This window comes from Exiguobacterium sp. s34 (assembly GCF_018617435.1).
Taxonomy (GTDB): domain Bacteria; phylum Bacillota; class Bacilli; order Exiguobacteriales; family Exiguobacteriaceae; genus Exiguobacterium; species Exiguobacterium aestuarii.
This window is the reverse complement of the sequence record NZ_JACSKE010000003.1, coordinates 57818-78932: the sequence shown is the minus strand read 5'-3', so window position 1 is coordinate 78932 and position 21115 is coordinate 57818. Positions and strand designations below refer to the sequence as shown.

Annotated in this window: 23 protein-coding genes; 6 read left to right on the top strand and 17 right to left on the bottom strand. The window is 47.3% G+C overall.

What is annotated here, in order from left to right; genetic code table 11:
• Positions 1–39: 39 nt before the first annotated feature.
• Positions 40–348 (bottom strand): hypothetical protein, encoded by a 309-nt coding sequence (locus KNO87_RS07310; protein ID WP_214794718.1) that lies wholly within the window; start codon positions 346–348, stop codon positions 40–42.
• 180 nt (positions 349–528) lie between these two features.
• Here KNO87_RS07310 and fadH point away from each other — a divergent pair, with 180 nt between their 5' ends.
• Positions 529–1293, top strand: a complete 765-nt coding sequence (fadH, locus tag KNO87_RS07305) for a 2,4-dienoyl-CoA reductase (RefSeq protein WP_214794716.1) — start codon at positions 529–531, stop codon at positions 1291–1293.
• A 38-nt stretch (positions 1294–1331) separates the two neighbouring features.
• Here the strand turns inward: fadH and KNO87_RS07300 are convergent, their stop codons facing one another.
• The 8 genes from KNO87_RS07300 to KNO87_RS07265 all read right to left on the bottom strand — a co-directional run bounded on the left by KNO87_RS07300 (position 1332) and on the right by KNO87_RS07265 (position 7074).
• Complete coding sequence (locus KNO87_RS07300; protein ID WP_214794714.1) at positions 1332–1907, bottom strand: HD domain-containing protein; 576 nt, start codon at positions 1905–1907, stop codon at positions 1332–1334.
• 2 nt (positions 1908–1909) lie between these two features.
• The gene (locus tag KNO87_RS07295) at positions 1910–2584 is read right to left on the bottom strand and encodes a metal-dependent hydrolase (protein ID WP_214748101.1); all 675 of its coding nucleotides are present in this window, start codon (positions 2582–2584) and stop codon (positions 1910–1912) included.
• A 30-nt stretch (positions 2585–2614) separates the two neighbouring features.
• Positions 2615–3337, bottom strand: coding sequence for an amino acid ABC transporter ATP-binding protein (locus KNO87_RS07290; protein ID WP_214748098.1), 723 nt, complete (start codon positions 3335–3337; stop codon positions 2615–2617).
• Positions 3334–3993 (bottom strand): amino acid ABC transporter permease, encoded by a 660-nt coding sequence (locus tag KNO87_RS07285; protein ID WP_214787558.1) that lies wholly within the window; start codon positions 3991–3993, stop codon positions 3334–3336. The genes KNO87_RS07290 and KNO87_RS07285 overlap by 4 nt, the downstream gene beginning before the upstream one ends.
• A 60-nt stretch (positions 3994–4053) precedes the next feature.
• A complete protein-coding gene (locus tag KNO87_RS07280) occupies positions 4054–4845 on the bottom strand; it encodes a transporter substrate-binding domain-containing protein (RefSeq protein WP_012726549.1) in 792 nt (263 codons plus the stop codon).
• Positions 4846–5027: 182 nt separating this feature from the next.
• The gene (locus KNO87_RS07275; RefSeq protein WP_214794712.1) at positions 5028–5369 is read right to left on the bottom strand and encodes a DUF952 domain-containing protein; all 342 of its coding nucleotides are present in this window, start codon (positions 5367–5369) and stop codon (positions 5028–5030) included.
• A gap of 56 nt (positions 5370–5425) precedes the next feature.
• Positions 5426–5854 carry a BrxA/BrxB family bacilliredoxin gene (locus tag KNO87_RS07270; protein ID WP_214787554.1) on the bottom strand — a complete coding sequence of 143 codons (429 nt, stop codon included), beginning with the start codon at positions 5852–5854 and terminating at the stop codon, positions 5426–5428.
• A gap of 35 nt (positions 5855–5889) precedes the next feature.
• Entirely contained in the window at positions 5890–7074 is a 1185-nt protein-coding gene (locus KNO87_RS07265) for a class I SAM-dependent methyltransferase (protein WP_214794710.1), read from the bottom strand.
• A gap of 99 nt (positions 7075–7173) precedes the next feature.
• Between KNO87_RS07265 and KNO87_RS07260 the strand changes: the two genes are divergently transcribed.
• The 4 genes from KNO87_RS07260 (at position 7174) to KNO87_RS07245 (ending at position 10122) form a co-directional block, all read left to right on the top strand.
• The gene (locus KNO87_RS07260) at positions 7174–7947 is read left to right on the top strand and encodes a sporulation protein (protein ID WP_214794708.1); all 774 of its coding nucleotides are present in this window, start codon (positions 7174–7176) and stop codon (positions 7945–7947) included.
• 118 nt (positions 7948–8065) lie between these two features.
• Complete coding sequence (locus KNO87_RS07255; RefSeq protein WP_214794706.1) at positions 8066–8446, top strand: hypothetical protein; 381 nt, start codon at positions 8066–8068, stop codon at positions 8444–8446.
• 193 nt (positions 8447–8639) lie between these two features.
• Positions 8640–9041, top strand: a complete 402-nt coding sequence (gene tnpA / locus KNO87_RS07250; protein ID WP_214794704.1) for an IS200/IS605 family transposase — start codon at positions 8640–8642, stop codon at positions 9039–9041.
• A gap of 4 nt (positions 9042–9045) precedes the next feature.
• Entirely contained in the window at positions 9046–10122 is a 1077-nt protein-coding gene (locus KNO87_RS07245; protein ID WP_214794702.1) for an RNA-guided endonuclease InsQ/TnpB family protein, read from the top strand.
• Between the two features lie 384 nt (positions 10123–10506).
• On the opposite strand, the gene KNO87_RS07240 is transcribed toward KNO87_RS07245, so the two are convergent.
• The 8 genes from KNO87_RS07240 to KNO87_RS07205 all read right to left on the bottom strand — a co-directional run bounded on the left by KNO87_RS07240 (position 10507) and on the right by KNO87_RS07205 (position 20121).
• The gene (locus KNO87_RS07240; protein WP_214794700.1) at positions 10507–11823 is read right to left on the bottom strand and encodes a dihydrolipoamide acetyltransferase family protein; all 1317 of its coding nucleotides are present in this window, start codon (positions 11821–11823) and stop codon (positions 10507–10509) included.
• A 12-nt stretch (positions 11824–11835) separates the two neighbouring features.
• Positions 11836–12813: an alpha-ketoacid dehydrogenase subunit beta gene (locus tag KNO87_RS07235; RefSeq protein WP_214782433.1), complete on the bottom strand. Its 978-nt coding sequence runs from the start codon at positions 12811–12813 to the stop codon at positions 11836–11838.
• A complete protein-coding gene (locus KNO87_RS07230; RefSeq protein ID WP_371816658.1) occupies positions 12813–13820 on the bottom strand; it encodes a thiamine pyrophosphate-dependent dehydrogenase E1 component subunit alpha in 1008 nt (335 codons plus the stop codon). Before KNO87_RS07230 ends, KNO87_RS07235 begins: the two co-directional genes overlap by 1 nt.
• A gap of 12 nt (positions 13821–13832) precedes the next feature.
• Positions 13833–15242 (bottom strand): dihydrolipoyl dehydrogenase, encoded by a 1410-nt coding sequence (gene lpdA, locus KNO87_RS07225; protein ID WP_214794699.1) that lies wholly within the window; start codon positions 15240–15242, stop codon positions 13833–13835.
• Positions 15226–16317, bottom strand: coding sequence for a butyrate kinase (gene buk, locus KNO87_RS07220; protein ID WP_214794697.1), 1092 nt, complete (start codon positions 16315–16317; stop codon positions 15226–15228). The genes lpdA and buk overlap by 17 nt, the downstream gene beginning before the upstream one ends.
• Before the next feature lies 1 nt (position 16318).
• Complete coding sequence (locus KNO87_RS07215; protein ID WP_214787544.1) at positions 16319–17440, bottom strand: Glu/Leu/Phe/Val family dehydrogenase; 1122 nt, start codon at positions 17438–17440, stop codon at positions 16319–16321.
• 25 nt (positions 17441–17465) lie between these two features.
• Positions 17466–18362, bottom strand: coding sequence for a phosphate butyryltransferase (gene yqiS, locus KNO87_RS07210; RefSeq protein ID WP_214794695.1), 897 nt, complete (start codon positions 18360–18362; stop codon positions 17466–17468).
• 121 nt (positions 18363–18483) lie between these two features.
• Positions 18484–20121: a sigma 54-interacting transcriptional regulator gene (locus KNO87_RS07205; protein WP_214794693.1), complete on the bottom strand. Its 1638-nt coding sequence runs from the start codon at positions 20119–20121 to the stop codon at positions 18484–18486.
• A gap of 135 nt (positions 20122–20256) precedes the next feature.
• Between KNO87_RS07205 and KNO87_RS07200 the strand changes: the two genes are divergently transcribed.
• The gene (locus tag KNO87_RS07200; RefSeq protein ID WP_214787536.1) at positions 20257–20505 is read left to right on the top strand and encodes a DUF2627 domain-containing protein; all 249 of its coding nucleotides are present in this window, start codon (positions 20257–20259) and stop codon (positions 20503–20505) included.
• The last annotated feature ends 610 nt before the right edge of the window (positions 20506–21115 follow it).

Genomic DNA, 21115 nt, shown 5'->3' with positions numbered 1-21115 from the left:
CCGGCTCAAATGAGTCGGGCTGATTCACGTATTATTTATTTATAGAGTGCCCTTGACTTCATCCTCGTAAAGCTCGATGAGTCGATTGTTGTCGTGCACTTGCTCACTTGACTCTCCATACCGTTCCGTGATGATTGGAATCAATTTTTCCCATACGACCCATTTCATGTATTGATTGCGATCATAACCATGATTCAGCTCAATTTCAGGAACGGTCTTAGTTTCGACTTGAGAATTCGTCACCTTTTCAAACGGTGCGGACGAATCATCAGCATCTTTCATATTCGTAAAGATAAGCGCCATCACAATTATAAGACTGAAAATAGTTATCCCTAACATTCGCTTCATGTCTCATCTACACCTTCCATTGGATTGACGTCATCTCACTCACTTCAATCGTATCATATTCTATATACGCTTCTTGTCGAAGAAATGATTCAACATCAAACGATATCTCATTGAAGGAATTTTAAATTAGAAGACGAATAAGTAAAATGAACGACTATTCATTTTTGAGGGGGAATCAATATGAAAACGATTTGGATTACCGGAGGATCGTCTGGTATGGGGAAAGCGATGGCCTTAAAATTTAAGCAAGAAGGATGGAATGTGGCCATCAGTGGTCGAAACGAGGAACGACTACTAGAAGCGATGAACGAACTGAACGCAATCGAAGCAGGTCAGGCGATGAGTGTGCAACATGATGTTCGTGACTATGAAGGATGCGCTCAAGCACTCGCTGACATCGCATCCGCTTACGGTCCAGTCCACGCGCTCGTTAATAACGCGGCAGGTAACTTCGTCTGTCCGACACTCGATTTGTCACCGAACGGTTGGTCAAGTGTCATTGACATCGTCTTGAACGGAACATTCAACTGCACCCATGTACTCGGGAAACATTGGGAGGCAGAAGAACTACGTGGCGGCTCAATCATTAATATGGTCGCCTCGTATGCATGGCAGGCAGGACCTGGTGTGGCACCGAGTGCGGCAGCGAAAGCCGGCGTCCTCAATTTAACGAGAACGCTCGCTGTTGAATGGGGCTATCAATTTGGGGCTCGAGTCAACGCCATCAGTCCAGGACCGATTGAACGGACAGGCGGTGCGGAAAAACTCGTGTCTCACGTGAAAGAAGTAGAGCGGATTCGTCGGAACGTTCCACTCGGACGCTTCGGGACACCGGAAGAAATCGCTGACTTGGCTTACTGGATTGCTTCTGACGAGATGCGCTATTTAAATGGAGATTGTATCTCTCTTGATGGCGGTCATTGGCTGAATAAACATCCATTCTAATCAAAAGGACGACCGAGACATGTATCTCGGTCGTCCTTTCAATTATCCACGCCATCCCACTCTTCGTGAAACTGCTCTAGAAACTGTTGCATGAACGCATGACGTGACATCGCTAACTGTTTCGCTTTTGCGGTATGCATCATCGGCGCCAACTTCAACAATTTATCATGAAAATGTTGAATGGCACTCTCTTCCGACAAATCGAGCGGTGTTCCGCGAGAACCGGCGAATTGGAACGTGCGAGCAATACCGATTGCTCCGATTGCGTCTAATCGGTCGGCATCTTGTAAAATTTCACTTTCGCGGGTCGTAGGCTCTCTTCCTTTTGAGAAAGAGACTTCATCGATTAAGGTCAGCACCAAGTTTGCTTGCTCATCAGTGATGTCGATAGCATTCAGATGTTGTTTGACGAGCCCTTTCGGTCGACCAAGCTTATGGTCTTCCACGTCATGTAGATACGCAGCAAGGATGAGCACTGTCTTGTCGACAGGCTCATCCTCCATCAAGCGCTCCACCAGTCGAACGACACGCTCAATATGAGCGCTGTCATGCCCTGAATGGTCGTTTTCATGAATCTGTTCGACGAACTGCTTCGTCGTCTGAATCATCTCCATATTTAAATCTCAATTGTCGTGTTCGGTTCAATTAGAAGACCGCGACGATGTAACTGGTCACAAAACGCCTGAGCATCCTGCTTAATCGGTGGGAACGTATCGAAGTGGATTGGGACGACTCGTTTTGCTTGTAGCCACTGGGCCGCATCTAACGCGTCTGCAGGTCCCATCGTGAAGTTATCACCGATTGGAAGGAAAGCGACATCGATTTCAAAACGTTCTCCGTACATCTTCATATCGGAGAAAAGACTCGTGTCTCCTGCGTGATAGAGCGTCAACTCATTCGTCTCGATGATGAATCCGGCCGGCATTCCCATATAGATCGGTGTGTCCCCCATGTCAAAACTCGAACTATGGAAGGCTTGCGTCATCGTGACGCGCCCGAATGGGAAGGCGTGTCCACCACCGATATTCATTCCATGTACAGAAAAGCCTTTCTTCTCATAATAGGTCGCGAGCTCATGCGTCGCCACAATCGTTGCCCCTGTCTCTTTCGCAATCAACTCGACATCTTCGATATGATCAAAATGAGCGTGGGTGAGCAACAAATAGTCTGGTCGCAGTGTAGAAGGGTCTACTTCCGTATGAGGGTTACTCGTCAAAAATGGATCGATCAACACGTTTACGCCATCAATCTCAAATCCAACAGTCGCATGTCCATAATAGGTGATTTTCACGTGTATTCATCCTTCCTTCGTAAGTTCAGATTACAACACTTTTTCTAAGAAACGTTTCGCACGATCGGTCTGGGGATTTAACAACAAATCGGCCGGTTTTCCTTCTTCCATCAAAATTCCTTCATCAAGGAAGAGAACGCGGTCTGCCACTTCACGAGCAAACCCCATTTCGTGTGTGACGACAACCATCGTCATTCCGGTCTCAGCCAACCCTTTCATGACATCAAGTACTTCGTTGACCATCTCTGGGTCAAGTGCCGAAGTCGGCTCATCGAACAACATGACGTTCGGTTCCATCGCTAACGCACGCGCGATGGCGACACGTTGTTTTTGTCCACCCGAGAGTTGGCTCGGATAGGCGTCGATTTTCTCAGAGAGCCCAACACGTTCGAGCAATTTTTTTGCGCGCTCGAGTGCTTCAGTCTTGCTTACTTTCAAAACGTTGACTGGTGCGTACGTCAAATTGTCCAATACGCTCATGTGCGGGAACAGATTAAACTGTTGGAATACCATCCCGATATTTTGGCGCGCCTTCGCAACGTTCGCCCCTTTTTTCGTGAGTTCGAACCCATCCACACTGACCGTCCCGCTTGTCGGGATTTCTAGCATGTTCAAGCAACGCAGAAATGTCGATTTACCAGACCCAGACGGTCCGATGACGGCGACCACTTCACCACGTTCAATCGTCGTCGTGATCCCCTTCAGTACTTCTAAGTCACCAAATTGTTTGTGTAGGTCTTTTACTTCGATCATCTTCCATCACTCTTTCTTAACCGTTTTTCTAGACGTTGTCCAAGATACGTCAAGATCATCACTATCGTAAAGTATATCACACCGGCGAATAGAAGCGGTTCGAAGTAGATCGCCTTCTGCCCACCGACAATCTGTGCACGGCGCATGATGTCGAGTACCCCGACCGTCGAAACGAGGGCCGACTCTTTCGTCAATGTAATCATCTCGTTGACGAGGGCAGGCAAGATATTCTTGAACGCCTGTGGCAAGATGATTGAACGTAATTGTTTTACATATGGAACACCTAAAGCATCAGAGGCTTCCCATTGCCCTTTATCGACCGCTTGAATACCGGCCCGGATAATCTCAGAAATATACGCTCCTGAGTTTAATGAGAAAGCGATGACCGCTGATTGATACGGTGTCGTGATATAGCCGGTCAATTGCGGTAATCCGAAGTGAATAATGGCGAGTTGTAAGATGAGCGGTGTTCCACGGAACACTGCCGTATACGCATGCCCAATAAAGTTGATGAAACGATTTGGGACAATCTTTAGTGTTGCCACGACAATCCCAAGTGAGATCCCGATCAATGCCGAGACGATGACCACTTGGAACATGACTGGAATCCCTTCAAGTATGTAAGGGATAGAATCATAAATCCGGCTAAAATCCATTGTAAGTTCCTCCTAAAAAAGGGCTGACCGATTCATCTTCAGTCAGCCTCGTACGATTCATTATTCGGCTGGTGCAGCCTCTTCTTCAAACCATTTTTGTGCTAACTCTTCGATTTCTCCACTGTCGATCATCTTTTTCAACTCTTCGTTGAATTGATCACGGAGCTCATCGTCTTTACGGAAGGCAGCAGCAGATCCTGCTTCTTCTTCGTCTACGATTTCGAACGTTGTCAATTCGCTGTCTTGCTCGAGGTATTTCTTCGCGACCGTATCTTCGATGACCATTGCGTCAATACGTCCCGTCTTGATTTCTTGGATGATCTCAGGAATCTTGTTCAATGAGACGATTTCAGCGTCAGTGATTTGGTCCTGTGCGATTCCTTCTTGGATTGAACCGAGCTGAACACCAATCTTTTTGCCTTTCAAGTCTTCAAGTGATTGGAGAGAATCATCTTTCGACAAGATCAAGTTCACCGCTGTGAAATAGATATCCGAGAAATCGGCATTCTCTTTACGCTCTTCCGTCGGTGTCATACCAGCCATGACGAAGTCGACACGACCCGCGTTGAGTGCTCCGAGCAAGCTTCCGAAGTCCATATCTTCAATTTTCAATTCATATCCCATGTTTTCCGCCACTTTTTTGGCGATGTCGATATCAAATCCGACGATTTCGTCGCCGTTCGCTGTGTCGACGAATTCATACGGGAAGTAATCGGCACTCGTACCCATGACGATGACTTTGTCATCCTCACCATCGGTCGATGTCGATCCTCCTTCGTTCACGTCTGCCCCACATGCGACTGAGAACGCGGCAAGTCCTGCTAAACATAATGCTAGAAAACCTTTTTTCATCTTCATCTCCCTTTCGTAGTTGAATGATAATTATCAGAACTTTAACAAAATTATGACATATGTGTGAACGTAGCTCAACTGTTCTATGACACATCAGTTGTCCGACTTGTGTCTTCAACCACTATATACACATAATTATTACTTGTAAAGTATATTCATGCAATTTATTAAAAAAAAGAAGGTCACATTCGCTCGAAAGCGAAATAAGTGACCGTTCCGTTGTCGCGAGACCCGTAAGGTTGGACCTGTTTGACTGAAGACATCGGGATGGCGCTATACACGTGCGGATAGCGCTCTCCATCCTCATCTAACTCATAATGTAACAACTGTCCTAGTCGATTGACGTGAAGGGAGACGAGGACGACTGCTTCTCCTGGATAGGACGATTTGACGACCTTACCGATTTGCTGCGGTGTGCAACATTTGATTGTCCCTTCCGATTGAAGTGACGGCTCATTGATTTCACCGCGTGACAGGGCAATCATATACTCTGCCTCCGTCATAATTTTGATGACTGGTTCCATATACACTGCCCCTTTTCACAAAAGCGCAAAGGCAGTGCCTTTGCGCCGATGCTTGATTATGCGAAATAAATATCGAACAATGTTTGCAATTGGTCGACGAGTTCTTCAGCCGTTGAGGACTCGATTTCACTGCGCTCTACCATCGTCACGATGTTTCCATCCTCGAGGAGAGCAATCGAAGGTGAAGACGGTGCGTATCCTTCGAAATATTCGCGTGCACGATCTGTCGCTTCACGGTCTTGACCTGCAAACACGGTTACGAAATGATCAGGCTTGGTGCCTTCCATCTTGTTTACGTAAGCAGCTGCCGGACGAGCGATTCCGCCTGCACAACCACATACCGAGTTAACGAGTACAAGTGTCTTTCCTTCTTTTTTCAGTGCTCCGTCTACTTCTTCTGGTGTCGTGAGCTCTGTGTATCCTGCAGCACGTACTTCGTTACGTGCTTGTTCGACTACATCTTGAAAATATAATTGAAAATCCATGTTGTTTCCCCTTTCGACATTTCGTCTGTACTCTCTTATTTTACGTCTTGTTCTACCCCGAGGACAAGTCTATCGCTCAATTCCCGTTCTAAGAATGGATCTGCCTGTAACATTTGTTTAAAGGCGAGGTAACGTGCTTTCGTCTCGGCACTCGCCTTACGATTCGTCAAATAGGCACGAATCATAATATTCTTTGGCGTATGCTCAAGATCGATGAACTCAAGCAATTGTGCATCATAGCCGACAAGTCCGAGGAGTTCAGCCCGAATCGAATCGGTCGCGAGCGAAGCGAACCGCTCTTTAATCAACCCATGTTGAAGCATCACGTCTAAATTAGGTGCTTGCAGTTGGCGATTCAATTCCTTTTGACAGCAAGGGACGCTCAAAATGACTTTCGCTCCCCAGCGCACGGCGCGTGCTAACGCCATGTCTGTCGCCACATCACAAGCATGAAGGGTCACGACCATATCGACAGCCGTCTCTCCTTCATACTCATTGATGTCCCCGACTAAAAACTCAAGCCGTTCATATCCCAAATCTTTTGCGATTGACGCGCACTCTTCGATAACTTCTTTCTTCAAATCGAGCCCTGTGATATGCACGTCATACCCTTTCATCTCATGAAGGAAGTGATAGAGCGCAAACGTCAGGTACGACTTCCCTGAACCGAAGTCCAAAATTCTAACGGTCCGGTCTGTCGGTAAATGTTTGAGCGAATCCTCAATGAACTCAAGGAAACGATTGATTTGTTTGAACTTGTCGTACTTTTGTCGCTTCACTTTGCCGTCACTCGACTGGATGCCAAGTCGAATCAAGAACGGGACCGGCTCATCGAGCGGGAGTACATACTGCTTCTCCCGATTATGGCTCAACTGGATTTCTTTTTGTGCCGTTTGCTTTTCTTTCAATGTCACTTTGAACTTTTTCGATAACTGGAATTGGAGGTCAGATTCCTTTAGTTGGAACTGTCCTTGTCTAAACGTTTCGAGAAGTTCGAACAATTCTGTCACGGCTTCATCCGGTGTCAGATTTTTATGATTCATGACCCGTTCATACCGGTACTCGAACTGGATATGATACGCATTCCGAAGCATGACCGGTTTCAATTTGACCCGTTTGAGATCACTTGATTTTTGACGGGGTTGACTGATTGTCGCCGACACGAGATGATTTGATTGGATCACGTCTTCTAGACGCTCTTGTAACGCTTTATATTCCAATGGATTCAATCCTTTTTTAGAAATTTTGAAACATATTGTTTCACCTGTCCGTACATACTATTACACGAAGACGACGTTACGTCAAAGGAGGATACACATATGTTTAAAAAGATTTTATCATCAATCGGAATTGGTGCCGCAAAAGTGGATACACGCCTGAATGAAAGCCACTGTACGCCTGGTGGAGAACTCAATGGGGTCGTCCATATTGAAGGTGGTTCGGTCGAACAATCAGTCGACAGCATCTATCTTTTCTTCAACACGCTGTATAAACACGAAGTCAACGACAAGTCGACATACTCGACGTTCACGATTGAAAAAATCTTGTTGAATGAAGCTCCGTTCATGATTGGTCCCGGAGAAGTGAAAGAAATCCCATTCACAGTCAACGTTCCATTCAATACGCCACTCTCTGTGAGCCAATCGAAATCATGGATTGAGACAGGACTCGATATTGCCCAAGCCGTAGATCCGAAAGATGAAGATGCGATTACCGTTCAACCGAACGCGGCACAACAAGTCATTTTAGATGCGATGGACGAGCTCGGTTTCCGTCTGAAGAAGGCTGATACAGAGATGCTCCCGGCACGTCATCGTTCAGGTCGTCTTCCGATCGCACAAGAACTTGAATATTCTGCGAACGGTTCGCGTTTCGGTCGTCAGTTAGATGAGGTCGAAGTCGTCATCTTACAAGACAAGGACGCAATCGAATTGCTCATCCAAGTCGATCGCAGCGTCCATGATCTCGGTAGTCTGTTTGCGGACTTGACGGGGACGGACGAATCGACACATCGTGTCCGCTATGATGTCGCACGTTTGTCACCAGCTGAAGTTCGTCGCGACATCGAATCGATGATTGAACAATCGATATAATGAACTTACCGACACGCCATTTCTATGAATGGCGTGTTTTTCTGAGATGTTGAATTTCACCATCCATTATTTTACAATAAACACATAGAATCAACTCTTTTTTGGAGGTGACTACATCTTGTTCGCTTTAATAATCATCGGGAGTCTGGGTCTTGCGACGCTTGCCTCACCGATTCTAGAAACCAGCTTCTCTGACTCACTCGCTTTCTTCACGCTCGGTGGGCTCGAAGTGCTGATTGGTTTACTTGCCATGTGTCTCATGCGCAATCCGTCGACAAATGCCTTATCATTTATGAAGTTCATGCCCTATCTTGTACTATTAATTCATTTCCCTACCTCACTCCTTTTGCTTTGGCTTTCTTCAGTCAGACATGATGGGATTCCCGCGTTTGCTTTAGACTATTTCTTTGTATATTGGATGTTCCTTCTAGTGTATGTTGTAATCAACACATCGATGTATCGTGTCCATCAACGTCGATTTGCGAAAGTGCATGACTAGTAAGGATGATTTAACTTTGGATGTACTTTACCTTTTTTACAGAATTTCCGATCGGGAAAGCCCACTCCTTTAGGGGTGGGATGAAAGCTCGGCAGGATGCGGAGTGTCAGTAAAAAATCCGAAGGTTTTGGCGCTTCAAGTATCTGGAAATCTTCTTGTTGCAGTTTGTTGGTTAAACTGACACGATATTAATATGGAAACCAACTATAGAAGAACTCATACTACTGTTTCTCTAATCAATTATCACTTCGTTTTCTGTCCTCGATACAGAAGAAAGATATTCCTTCGTAACGATGTAGAAATACGTTTCAAAGGTTTGATGTCCGAAATATGCGAAGAACTGAATATCAAAATTATAGCCTTGGAATGCGATACAGATCATACGCATATGTTCCTTAACGCCCCTCCAACACTGAGTCCTGCTGACATCATGGCAAAAATAAAGGGAGTAACGTCTAAAAAGTTAAGAGAAGAATTTCCTCATCTTCAACATTTGCCGAGTCTCTGGACACGATCCTATTTCGTCTCCACCGCTGGAAATGTATCGAGCGAAACGATTAAACGTTATGTCGGACAACAAAAAACAAGGGGGTGACACCGTGTCTCAGACGCTGACAGTTAACATTAAACTGAAGCCGACAAAAGAACAGGAAGTTGTTTTAAAAAGCATGGCAGAAACATATATCGAGACGGTCAATCAACTTATCTCTGATATGGTGGATGCTAAAGCGATGCTCAAATTGACAAGTAAAAGTGTTTGCGCTCATTTGCCTAGTGCCGTCAAGAATCAGATAATTAAAGACGCCCAAAGCGTATTTAAAAAAGCGAAGAAATCGAAATATGAAATAGTCCCAATCCTAAAGAAACCTTACTGCACATGGAACAATCAGAACTATTCGTTTGACTTCGAGTCAATCTCTCTTCCTATCATGGTAGATGGAAAAGCAAAGAAAACACCAATTAGAGCAGAAATGGTCGACAAACACAATCGCAACTTCTCGCTTCTTAATAACAAGTTGGGTGCGGTGCGCATTACGAAAAAGTCTAATAAGTGGATTGCCCAAATCGCCGTTACAATCCTCACAATCGAAAAGACGGGCTCAAGGATCCTTGGTGTGGATTTAGGCTTGAAAGTCCCGGCGGTCGCATCGACCGATTGCGACAAGGCGAGGTTCTTCGGGAACGGTCGCGAGAACAAGTACATGAAACGAAAGTTCCGGGCGAGACGAAAAGAGCTCGGACAAAAGAAGAAGCTGGACGCAATCAAGAAGTTGGACAACAAGGAACAGCGTTGGATGAAAGACAGGGATCACAAGGTGAGCCGTGAGATCGTCGACTTCGCAAAAGAGAACAATATTTCTGTCATTCGCCTAGAGAAGCTGGCGAACATCCGACAGACGGCAAGAACAAGCCGTAAAAACAATAAGAATCTGCACACATGGTCGTTCTACCGCTTAGCATTATATATCAAATACAAGGCGAAGCTAGAAGGGATCAAGGTCGAGTATGTCGACCCGGCATACACATCTCAGACATGTCCCTCTTGTGGCGAACGAAACAAGGTGAAAGACCGTGCTTATGTCTGTAAATGCGGGTTTAAGAAACATCGAGATTTAGTCGGTGCGATGAATATCCGAACCGCACCTGTGATTGATGGTGACAGTCAATCAGCCTGAGAACCTATAGGGTCTGTCTCAGGAGGGGTGATGACACACCCTCATCTGAAGGTTTGAGCAAAACAGAAATGGACTGCGCTCGCACAAGCACTTCAGAATCCCACTCATCCCGAAGGTTGAGCTTGCGGCTTTAACCGTGGGAGTGTCAAGACCGAGCAATCCCGCTCACATTATTCACGACGCTCGGCGTATTCAGTCTCATGTTTGCGTATGCGCTCCATAGATCCAAACAACGACTTTCTAAATGGCTCGTCTCAATCGGCATGTCATTCTCACTTTTCCTTTTACTTGTCTCGACCGTCAGTTTTCTCTTCACGCTATTCTTCGGCTATAATTCATAAAAAAATGGAGGCATCCCGCTGGGAGCGCCTCCATTTTTATACATCAATACACTGTATATGTGTCCGGGTCGATCGATTCGAGCGACTGCTTGATTGCTTGCAAGAACTGACCTGCGACGAGACCGTCGAGGACACGATGGTCGACCGACATACAAAGGTTGACCATGTCGCGTGCCGCAAACATGCCATTCATCCAGACCGGACGTTTCACGATTGATTCGACCGATAAGATTGCCGCTTGCGGGTAGTTCAAGATTGGTGCCGATTGGATTGAACCAAACGCACCCGTGTTGTTGATGGTGAACGTCCCACCACGCATCTCTTCAGCTTTCAAACGGTTCTCACGCGCACGTGACGCCACATCTTGAAGGGCCACGGCAAGGCCTTTGATGTTCTTCTCATCCGCTTGACGAATGACCGGTACGTAGAGTGCCTCATTTGCCGCGACAGCCACAGACAGATGAATGTCTTGGTGCACTTTGATGTGATCACCTGCCCATTCCGAGTTCATCATCGGATACTTCTTCAGCGCCTCGATGGCCGCTTTCATGAAGAATGGCATGAATGTCAATTTGACACCTTCCCGTTTCATAAACTCATCTTTCAATTTCGCACGCGCCTCGACGAGGTTCGTCACATCGACTTCAATCATGAGCCATGCGTGTGGCGCCTCATGCTTCGAGCGAACCATATTGTTCGCAATCGCTTGACGCACACCAGCTGTCGGAATCGTTTCGTATCGTCCTGTAGAAGTCGAAGCAACTGGTTGTGAAGGTTCGACGGCAGGACTTGGCGCTTCAGTCGGAACGTCCATTTTCGTTTGTACCATCGTCTCCTGGACAGGTGCTTGTGTCGCTTGCTCAGGAGTCGATGCCGGGCGCCCTTCTGATAAGTAACGAAGAATATCTTTCCGCGTGATCCGTCCGCCTAGACCGCTTCCGCTCAATTCATTCAAATCGATATTATTCTCATTGGCGAGTCGGATGACCGCAGGCGAGTAACGACCGTTTCCACTCTGTTTTTTCGGAACGGTCGCGACAGCTTGCTTCGCTGCAACCGGCTCTGGTGGTGCAGTTTCGGCGACCGGCTCCGTCTTCGTCTCAGCCGCAGCTTCCTCTGCGCTCTCGACTTCCATCGTCAGTACAGGCGTCCCGACACTGACCGTCTCACCTTCTGGAATGAGGAATTCTTTCACGACACCAGCGCTCGTTGCCGGAATTTCTGCAGTGACTTTGTCCGTCATGACTTCGGCGAGTGGTTCATATTCTTCCACACGGTCGCCCGGCTTGACGAGATAGGTCGTAATCGTGCCTTCCGTTACACTCTCACCGAGTTGGGGCATTTTAATCGTTTGTTCCATGGAGACGCCTCCTTAAAACGCGGCGAGCTGACGGGCCCGCTCGGCAATTTTTTCTGGGGATACGATAAAGAATTTTTCCATCGGTGGTGCATAAGGCATCGCCGGCACATCAGGACCTGCTAAGCGTTCAATCGGTGCATCGAGCTCAAAGAGCGCTTTCTCTGCAATAATCGCCGCAACTTCTCCGATGATACTTCCTTCTTTGTTGTCCTCTGTCACGAGTAACACCTTACCCGTTTTCTTGACTGACTCAATGATTGCGTCCTGATCAAGCGGATAAACTGTACGAAGGTCAAGGATGTGCGTGCTGATACCTTCTTCTTCAAGTGTTTTCGCGGCTTCTTGAGCCATATGGACGCAAAGACCGTATGTGATGATTGTGATATCGTCCCCTTCACGTTTGACAGCTGCTTTACCGATTTCAACCGTGTATTCGTCCGTCGGCAAGTCTGCTTTTAATAGACGATAGGCGCGCTTATGTTCAAAGAAGAGGACAGGGTCGTTCGAACGGATTGCTGCCTTCAACAATCCTTTTGCATCAACTGGGTCTGATGGAATGACGACTTTAAGACCAGGCGTCGAACTGAACATCGCCTCGACAGACTGTGAGTGATAGAGTGCACCGTGAATACCACCACCGAAAGGCGCACGGATGACCATCGGACACGTCCAGTCGTTGTTTGAACGATATCGAATTTTAGCGGCTTCTGATACGATTTGGTTCACTGCCGGCATGATAAAGTCTGCGAATTGCATTTCTGCAATCGGTCGCATCCCGTACATAGCAGCCCCGACCCCAACACCTGCGATTGCGCTCTCAGCGAGCGGTGCGTCGATGACACGGTCTTCTCCATACTTTTCAATCAGTCCTTGTGTGGCACGGAATACACCACCACGTACGCCGACGTCTTCTCCGACGACGAAGACGTTCTCGTCGCGCTCCATTTCTTCATGAATCGCTTCATTGATCGCTTCGATAAACGTTTTCATCATTTTTCCTCCTCGTAGACGTAATCCAATGCAGATTCAGGCGATGCGTATGGTGCTTTGTCCGCATAAGTCGTCGCTTCATTTACTTCAAGATCGATTTTTGCATCGATTTCAGAGAGAATATCCGCTGTTGCGATTCCATCGTTCACAAGTCGTTGACGGAACATTTGAATGCCGTCCCGTTCTTTTAATCCTGCCAATTCTTCGGCTGAACGGTATGCTTTATCGTCATCATCTGATGAGTGAGGCACGAGACGTTCGACTTCTGCTTCAATCAGCGTCGGTCCTTCTCCACGAAGGGCACGTTCACGCGCTTCCTTCACGACCGCGTATACGGCAATCGGATCTGTCCCGTCGACTGTCACGCCAGGCATTCCGTAACCTTTTGCACGGTCTGATACGCGCTCACACGCCAACTGTTTTGAAAGTGGGACGGAGATCGCATATTTGTTGTTCTCACAGAACAAGATGACCGGCAACTTATGGACACCTGCAAAGTTTGCGCCTTCATGGAAATCACCTTGGTTAGAAGAACCTTCACCGAACGAAACGAACGTGACGAGTTCTTCCTTTTTCATCTTCGCAGCAAGTGCGATTCCAACCGCATGAGGGACTTGGGTCGTGACCGGAGATGAACCTGTCACGATCCGATGCTCTTTCGAGCCGAAGTGACCAGGCATCTGACGACCGCCTGAGTTTGGGTCTTCCGCTTTCGCAAATGCCGACAGCATCAAGTCTCTTGATGTTTGGCCGAAGTGAAGGACGACCGCCACGTCACGATAATAAGGCAAGACGTAGTCAATTCCTTTTTCTAAGGCGAACGCTGCACCAACCTGCGCTGCCTCTTGTCCTTGACACGAGACGACGAACGGGATTTTCCCGGCACGGTTCAACTTCCACATGCGTTCATCGATTTTACGCGCACGCACCATCGTTTCGTACATCGCCAATAAATCTTGTTTAGTTAATCCAAGCTCTTCATATGAGTTCACAGTCATCTGTTCCATCCTTGTTCCTCCTTAGGCGTGAATCGGTAATCCATCGACAGCGAGTGCTGCCTCCTGGAAGGCTTCGCTTAATGCAGGGTGTGGGTGTACAAGTTGCCCCATCTCCCAAGCAGTCGCGTTCAAGACGAGTGCCAGTCCACCTTCAGTGATCAGTTCAGTCGCTTTTGGACCGACGATATGAACACCGAGAAGGTCGTCTGTTTCTTTGTCCGAAATAAGTTTGACGAACCCGTCGGCTTGCCCTTCAATTCGTGCTTTCCCGAGACCGTTGAAACGATAAGTCCCTGTCTTCACATCATGTCCGGCATCTTTTGCCGCTTCCTCTGTCAAGCCAACCGATGCAACTTCTGGGACGCTATATACGCAACGCGGGATAAGCATGTAATCGAGTGGTGTCGGCTCAAGCCCAAGAATCGTTTCGACCGCCTTCACTCCTTCGGCAGACGCGACGTGGGCAAGTTGTAACTTCCCGATGCAGTCTCCGATCGCGAAAATATGACGTTCTTTCGTACGATACTGGCTATCGACTTGAATAATTCCGTTTTCCACGACGATGGACGTGTTTTGAAGTCCTAAGTCTTCCGTATTTGCGACTCGGCCAACCGAGACGAGCACACAGTCTACCTTCAACGTTTCTTCACCTACAGCAAGCTCCACTGCATCTTCATGAACTAACGTTCGTTCGGCATCGACTGTCACGCTTTTCTTCACACGGACGCCGCGCTTCTTCAATAAGCGTTCCACTTCGCGAGAGACCGCCTTGTCCTCAAGTGGGAGTAAACGATCTCCAACTTCAATCAACGTTACATTCACATCTAAATCGACGAGCATGGACGCCCATTCGACTCCGATGACACCGCCGCCGACAATCGCAATCGATTCAGGAAGCGTTTCAAAATTGAGGAGATCGTCCGAGTTCAAAATCCGCTCATGATCGAATGGCAACCCAGGAAGTTCACGTGGAATCGAACCTGTTGCGATAATCAATTGGTTCGGCAAGATAAGTTCTGACTCTCCGTTTTCGTCTTCAACAGAAACGGTCCCTGGTTGTGGCGAGAAGATACTTGGTCCGAGAATCGAAGCTTTCCCGCGAAACACTTCAATCTTTCCTTGTTTCATCAAATGCTCAATTCCTTTTTCAAGGCCGGCCACGAGATCGCGCTTATACGTTTGTGCCCGTTCCATGTTAAACGTCACATCTCCCGTTTCTACGCCGTACGTTGCACCTTGTTTCGCCGTTTGATAGACATGGGCAGCTTTTAAAAGAGCTTTCGTCGGGATGCATCCTCTATGTAAGCAGGTGCCGCCTAATTTTCTCGCCTCAACGATTGCGACAGTTTTACCAGCCTGCGCCGCTTTGATTGCAGCCACATATCCTCCTGGTCCTCCGCCGATGACGACAACATCAAATTCTCGTGCCATGTGTATCCCCCTCATATTCTTTTGCGGCCTCTTCCTTCTCGATGACGCGAAGCGCACCTTCTGCCAAGGCTTTCAATTCATCTTCGCCCGGATAGACGTGAACCGGCGCAAGGAAAGAGACACGCTCTTTAATCTTGTCTGTTAGCCATTCTGAATAGGCGATTCCACCTGTCAATAAGATGGCATCCACCTGACCACTGAGCGTCGCACCATGTTTTGAAATCTCTTGTGCGACACGATAAGCCATCGTTTCATAAAGGAGTCTCGCCTCATCGTCTCCTGATTCCATCCGTTGCTCAATCTCAATCGCATCAAACGTACCGAGATGCGCGAACAAACCACCTTGACCGACAATTTTCTTTTTCATTTCCGATTCTTTATACCTGGTACTATAACATAGTTCTACTACCTGTCCAACAGGAATTGAGCCCGCTCGTTCTGGCGCAAGCGGTCCGTCACCATCAAGTCCGTTATTTACATCAATGACGCGACCAAGTGAATGAGCGCCGACTGTGATCCCGCCGCCGAGGTGAGCGACTATCAAATTCAGCTCATTGTAATCGCTTCCATTTTCGGCCGCAAAACGTTTAGCGACTGCTTTTTGATTTAAGGCATGGAAAATACTACGGCGATTGATCTCAGCCATCCCAGTCTTCCTTGCCAATTCATGCATCTCATCGACAACGACCGGGTCAACGATAAAGCTCGGGATTCCTTCGTTCTCACCAATTTTTGATGCAATCAATCCCCCGAGGTTCGAAGCATGCATCCCGAAGCGACCGCTCGTCAAGTCTTCTTGCATCAGCTCGTTAACGGTATATGTCCCTGACGTCATCGGTGCGAGCAATCCACCACGACCGACGACCGCGGTCAAGTCATTGACCGCGATGCCAGTCTCTTCTAACAAGGCACGTACTTCTTGCTCACGATGAGGTAACTGCTCAGGAAGGCTGAGACCGGTCACGTCCATCTCGTGACGGACCGTACGTGTCAGCACTTCTTCCTTCCCATCAAACAATCCAACTTTCGTCGAAGTCGACCCTGGGTTGATCGCAAGAATTAGCCGTTTTGTCATCTTAGCGTCTCCCTAGAATGCTTTTTTCGACTTTGAGGAACTGACTACGTGAACGAGACATCATATGAATACGTTCTTCTGCCATCTTGTCAGCCGCCACATGCGTCGGTACGCCGTCACGCTCTGCGATTTCAAAGACACGCATCATGTTGTCATAGATGAGTTCGACCTTTTTCATTGCGCGTTCGCGATTGTATCCTTCGAGTTCGTCCGCGACGTTGATGACACCACCAGCGTTGATGACGAAATCTGGTGCGTAGAGGATGCCGTTCTCGTCAAGCACATCCCCGTGACGATCTTCAGCCAATTGGTTATTCGCGGCACCAGCGACGATTTGCGCTTTCAACTGTGGAATCGTTTTGTCATTGATGACTGCACCGAGTGCACATGGAGCGAAAATGTCACACTCGACCCCATAAATCTCATCTGGTTTAACAACCGTCGCACCAAAGTCTGCTTCTGCACGTTTGAGCGCTTCTTCGTTGATGTCCGTCACGATCAAATGTGCACCCTCTTCATGAAGGTGGCGGCATAAGTTGTAGGCTACGTTTCCGACACCTTGCACTGCAACCGTCTTCCCAGCGAGAGAGTCTGTCCCAAACTTCCATTTCGCAGCCGCCTTCATACCGCGATAGACACCATAAGCTGTCACCGGTGAAGGGTTCCCGCTTGAACCGAACGCTGGGCTCACACCCGTTACATAGTCTGTCTCCATATGGATGAAGTCCATATCAGCGACCGTTGTGTTCACATCTTCAGCTGTAATGTAACGTCCGCTGAGTGATTGTACGTATCGACCGAATGCACGGAAGAGGGCTTCCGATTTATCCGTCTTGGCATTTCCGATGATGACAGCCTTCCCACCACCGAGGTTGAGACCGGCGGCCGCATTTTTATACGTCATTCCTTTAGCGAGACGTAAGACATCGGTGAGTGCCTCTTGCTCTGACTCATAGTTCCACATGCGAAGCCCACCGAGTGCAGGACCAAGAGTTGTATCGTGAATCGCAATGATTGCTTTTAGTCCAGACGCTTGGTCTTGGCAAAATACGATTTGTTCGTAATCCTCAGATTGTAAGACGTCAAAAATACGGAAGCGTGGTTCTGTGTTTGTTTCCATCATGATCAGTTCCTCCTGTTAAGTACGATTAGTTTTTAGCATGTAACAATGCGAATGCGAGAGAATAAAGTTTCGCCTCCGCTGTATCGGCACGACTCGTCAATACGACAGGGGCAGACGCGCCAACGACGATCGCCGCTACGCTCGCCTCTGCGAAATACATGATTGATTTATAAAGGACGTTGCCGACCTCTATGTATGGCACGACTAATAAATCAGCTTGCCCTGCTACTTCACTATTGATTCCTTTTTGTTTCGCTGCGACCATGTCGACTGCATTATCAAGGGCGAGCGGTCCATCTACGATACAGCCTTTGATTTGTCCCCTACGATTCATTTGACTGAGCAATGCGGCATCGAGCGTCGCATTCATCTGTGGATTGACAACTTCAACAGCTCCGATTGCTGCGACTTTGGGCGATACGTAACCGATGTCATGCATCGCTTCTACCGCATTATGAATGATTTCTACTTTTTCTTCGAGCGTCGGCGCGATATGGATTGCGGCGTCGGTCACACCGATCAATTTTTCCCGATTCGGAATCTGAAATAGCGCGATATGACTGAGTGTTCGTTTCGTACGAAGTCCTGCCTCCCGATTAAGGACGGCTTTCATGAATGTCGATGTCGACACCATCCCCTTCATGAGCACATCTGCCTCTTTGTTTTTTACGGCTAGTGCGGCACGTCTCGCAATCTCAACGTCACCTTTTGCATGTAAAATATCGACGGCTGACTCGTCGATTCCATACTGTTCACATAACTTTCGGATTTCCCGAGCTTCACCAAATAAAATGAATCGTGACAATCCATGATCCGTAGCGAGTTTTACGGCTCGAATGACCTCTTCGTCCGCTGCCCCCGCAATGGATACTGTACAACCCTCAAGTTGTTTTGCGTTTGTCAGCATCCGTTCAAAATTCATCGTTGTCCCCCCTTGCACTCTACACTATACCATAAGCAAGTTTGTTTCCTAAATTGTAAGCGCTTTATAAAGCGGGAAGCCATGCACATAATTGCTTAGTGCGCATATAATTGCATGCACTTTATTGCATGGCATCTAATTTATTATATAAAGTCCGGATTGAAATTTTTAACCGCCGGGCAGCTTCTGACTTATTCCCACCGGCTTCTTCAATCGTTCGTTCAATCAAATCACGTTCATATTTCGCCACGGCTTCATGAAGTGTTCCAGACTCGACGACTTTCTGGCTCGGTGTACGAGGTGATAATTGTAAGTGATGTGGAGCAATCTGTTGTTCCGTGTTCGCCATATAAATCATTGCGCGACCAATCACATTTTCAAGTTCGCGGACATTCCCCTTCCAATGCTGACTTTTCAACAGAGTCAACGCATCTTCATCTACCCCTTGTACACTTCGGCCATACTCTTGATTCAACTTTCGAACGATGCGGTCACAGAGTGCCTCGAGTTCATTTAACCTTTCTCGAAGTGGCGGGATATGGATGGGCATCCGGTTGATTCGATAGTATAAATCTTCACGAAATGTTCCGTCCGCCACTTTTTGTTCAAGATCCGCATTCGTTGCGGCTATGATGCGGACATCAATTGGAATCGCCGTTGTCCCCCCGACTCGCACAATCTCATTTTCTTGAAGGACACGAAGGAGTTTTACTTGGACATCGAGTGGCAATTCTCCGATTTCGTCCAAAAAGAGCGATCCACCATCCGCCTCCTCGAAGTAACCCGTCTTCCCACCACGCTTTGCACCACTAAATGCACCATCTTCATAACCGAACAATTCACTTTCGAGAAGCGTAGGCGAGATGGCCGCACAATTTACTCGGATGAACTTTTTAAATTTTCGTGGAGATTCTCCGTGGATAGCGTGGGCAAACAGTTCTTTTCCTGTTCCCGATTCTCCACGAATCAATACCGTAACTGGTGTCACCGCTGCCAATTTTGCTTGATCGATGACAAATCGCATCGTATCACTCGTTGCGATAATATCAGCAAATTGATATTTAGCTTCTAAATTTCGAATACGTGTTTTCGCTTCTTGCAATTCATCACGAAGTGCACGGATTTGAGACACATCACGGATGACGCCGACCGAACCTCTCAATTTCCCCTCTACGATGATCGGTTCTGCATTCACAAGTATGTCACGTCGCGTCGCCCCGATTTGCATCCGAATATCTCGGACACCTTGACCCGTCGATAGAACTTTCAGATGCACACTCTCCTGCATACCGATATCGGCCGTGGCAGGCTTATCAACGACGTCCTCTTTTTTAAATCCCGTCAACCGGGTATATGACGGATTGATCAATATCGTATTGCCGTGATGATCGGCTACCGAGATCGCCTCACTCGTACATTCGATGATTGCTTCAAGCATCTGTTGATTTTGTTTCAATCGCTCGACAACGATTCGAATAAATTCTCCCGGCAACACAACCGCATCTTTGTAATGATCTTTCAACTCTTCGAACGTTTGATGCTGCCCTGTCGTCTCAATAACAAAGTCTAATGCTACCTCTGCATATTTCGTCCAATCGTCCGTCACGGCGATGCCATAACTTTTGGCGAGGGCAATCCCTTCAGCCGATGCATCGGAGTCGACGACCGCAACGATCGTCGCGAGCGGGGAGTCCATCAACATGTTCAAGACTTCCGTCCCTCCTTTGCCCGCACCGACAATCATCAATCGTTTATTCATACGAATTCCCCCATCTTTCTCTCTTCTCTTCTTCATGCTACTGAATCCCACCATGATGCGCAAGCCGCCTAAAAATAGACAGTGTGGAATGAACAGATTTCTGTTAAAATAATGTATGGTAAAGGAGGAGATTGCATGCGTTTCATCGCGCTTCTAATCTTAATCGTCCCTGGTTTATTAGGTGTTTACGGAATCAAATTGCTTCGCGACAGCTTCTTTTTGAAGACGAGCGCACCGTTCACATGGATCGATTCACTCGCTGCCGCCTCCATGTTGCAGGGGACTTTCGGACTTCTGCTCGCCATGGGCGGGATCGGATTTGTAGCTGGCTATATATTTAACCGCGACAAAAAAACAGGAAAAGTTCAACGACTCGACTCATAAGCACACAAAAAAAAGGTTCCCTAACTTGACTTCATTTCAAGTGCGGAACCTTTTATTCGTATTGAATTGTGATCACTACGGATGATCTCCTTTCCAACTGCTTTACTTCCTTTGACATGATATCCAACGTCTTCTTAATGAAGAAGTATGAAAGAACTTTAGTAACTGCCGTCTTGCGTGAACGGAACATTTCCATTCGAGTTACTAACATTTTTTATTATCGGATCATGTCCAACCATCCATCGTGAAGTCGAACGCTTGCCATAAACTGTTCAACGGTTGACAACACTCCTTTTGGTTAACTGAACGATTTGTTTTTCCTATATCAACCCCTAGCTTCGAGTTGATGATAGAATCGTCTCGCAAATGAGCGACTGTCGCGACCTCACGTCGGGACATTGACGACTTGAGATGTCGTTCCCACCTCTGAGCTATTGTCGGATAGCGAACCGAGATGATTTTGTTTCTTCAAACATTGCTCCGGAACAAGTTTGAAAAGCGTTCATCTGACGCTTGTCCAAGTAACTTGGTACACCTTTATTATAACAAAGTACGACGGTTTTGCAAGCGCTTTCTTTCATAAAGTAAATAAAATTTTTTATTGATTATT

Coding starts and splice junctions, on each gene's coding strand:
- KNO87_RS07300 (WP_214794714.1), bottom strand. CDS start 1,907: ATGGAGATGATTCAGACGACGAAGCAGTTCGTCGAACAGATTCATGAA.
- KNO87_RS07235 (WP_214782433.1), bottom strand. CDS start 12,813: ATGAAAACGTTTATCGAAGCGATCAATGAAGCGATTCATGAAGAAATG.
- yqiS (WP_214794695.1), bottom strand. CDS start 18,362: ATGAATTTTGAACGGATGCTGACAAACGCAAAACAACTTGAGGGTTGT.
- KNO87_RS07280 (WP_012726549.1), bottom strand. CDS start 4,845: ATGAAAAAAGGTTTTCTAGCATTATGTTTAGCAGGACTTGCCGCGTTC.
- KNO87_RS07230 (WP_371816658.1), bottom strand. CDS start 13,820: ATGGAACAGATGACTGTGAACTCATATGAAGAGCTTGGATTAACTAAA.
- KNO87_RS07285 (WP_214787558.1), bottom strand. CDS start 3,993: ATGGATTTTAGCCGGATTTATGATTCTATCCCTTACATACTTGAAGGG.
- KNO87_RS07215 (WP_214787544.1), bottom strand. CDS start 17,440: ATGATGGAAACAAACACAGAACCACGCTTCCGTATTTTTGACGTCTTA.
- KNO87_RS07270 (WP_214787554.1), bottom strand. CDS start 5,854: ATGGATTTTCAATTATATTTTCAAGATGTAGTCGAACAAGCACGTAAC.
- KNO87_RS07240 (WP_214794700.1), bottom strand. CDS start 11,823: ATGGAACAAACGATTAAAATGCCCCAACTCGGTGAGAGTGTAACGGAA.
- KNO87_RS07200 (WP_214787536.1), top strand. CDS start 20,257: ATGCGTTTCATCGCGCTTCTAATCTTAATCGTCCCTGGTTTATTAGGT.
- fadH (WP_214794716.1), top strand. CDS start 529: ATGAAAACGATTTGGATTACCGGAGGATCGTCTGGTATGGGGAAAGCG.
- KNO87_RS07290 (WP_214748098.1), bottom strand. CDS start 3,337: ATGATCGAAGTAAAAGACCTACACAAACAATTTGGTGACTTAGAAGTA.
- buk (WP_214794697.1), bottom strand. CDS start 16,317: ATGACAAAACGGCTAATTCTTGCGATCAACCCAGGGTCGACTTCGACG.
- KNO87_RS07310 (WP_214794718.1), bottom strand. CDS start 348: ATGAAGCGAATGTTAGGGATAACTATTTTCAGTCTTATAATTGTGATG.
- tnpA (WP_214794704.1), top strand. CDS start 8,640: ATGGAAACCAACTATAGAAGAACTCATACTACTGTTTCTCTAATCAAT.
- lpdA (WP_214794699.1), bottom strand. CDS start 15,242: ATGGCACGAGAATTTGATGTTGTCGTCATCGGCGGAGGACCAGGAGGA.
- KNO87_RS07260 (WP_214794708.1), top strand. CDS start 7,174: ATGTTTAAAAAGATTTTATCATCAATCGGAATTGGTGCCGCAAAAGTG.
- KNO87_RS07275 (WP_214794712.1), bottom strand. CDS start 5,369: ATGGAACCAGTCATCAAAATTATGACGGAGGCAGAGTATATGATTGCC.
- KNO87_RS07205 (WP_214794693.1), bottom strand. CDS start 20,121: ATGAATAAACGATTGATGATTGTCGGTGCGGGCAAAGGAGGGACGGAA.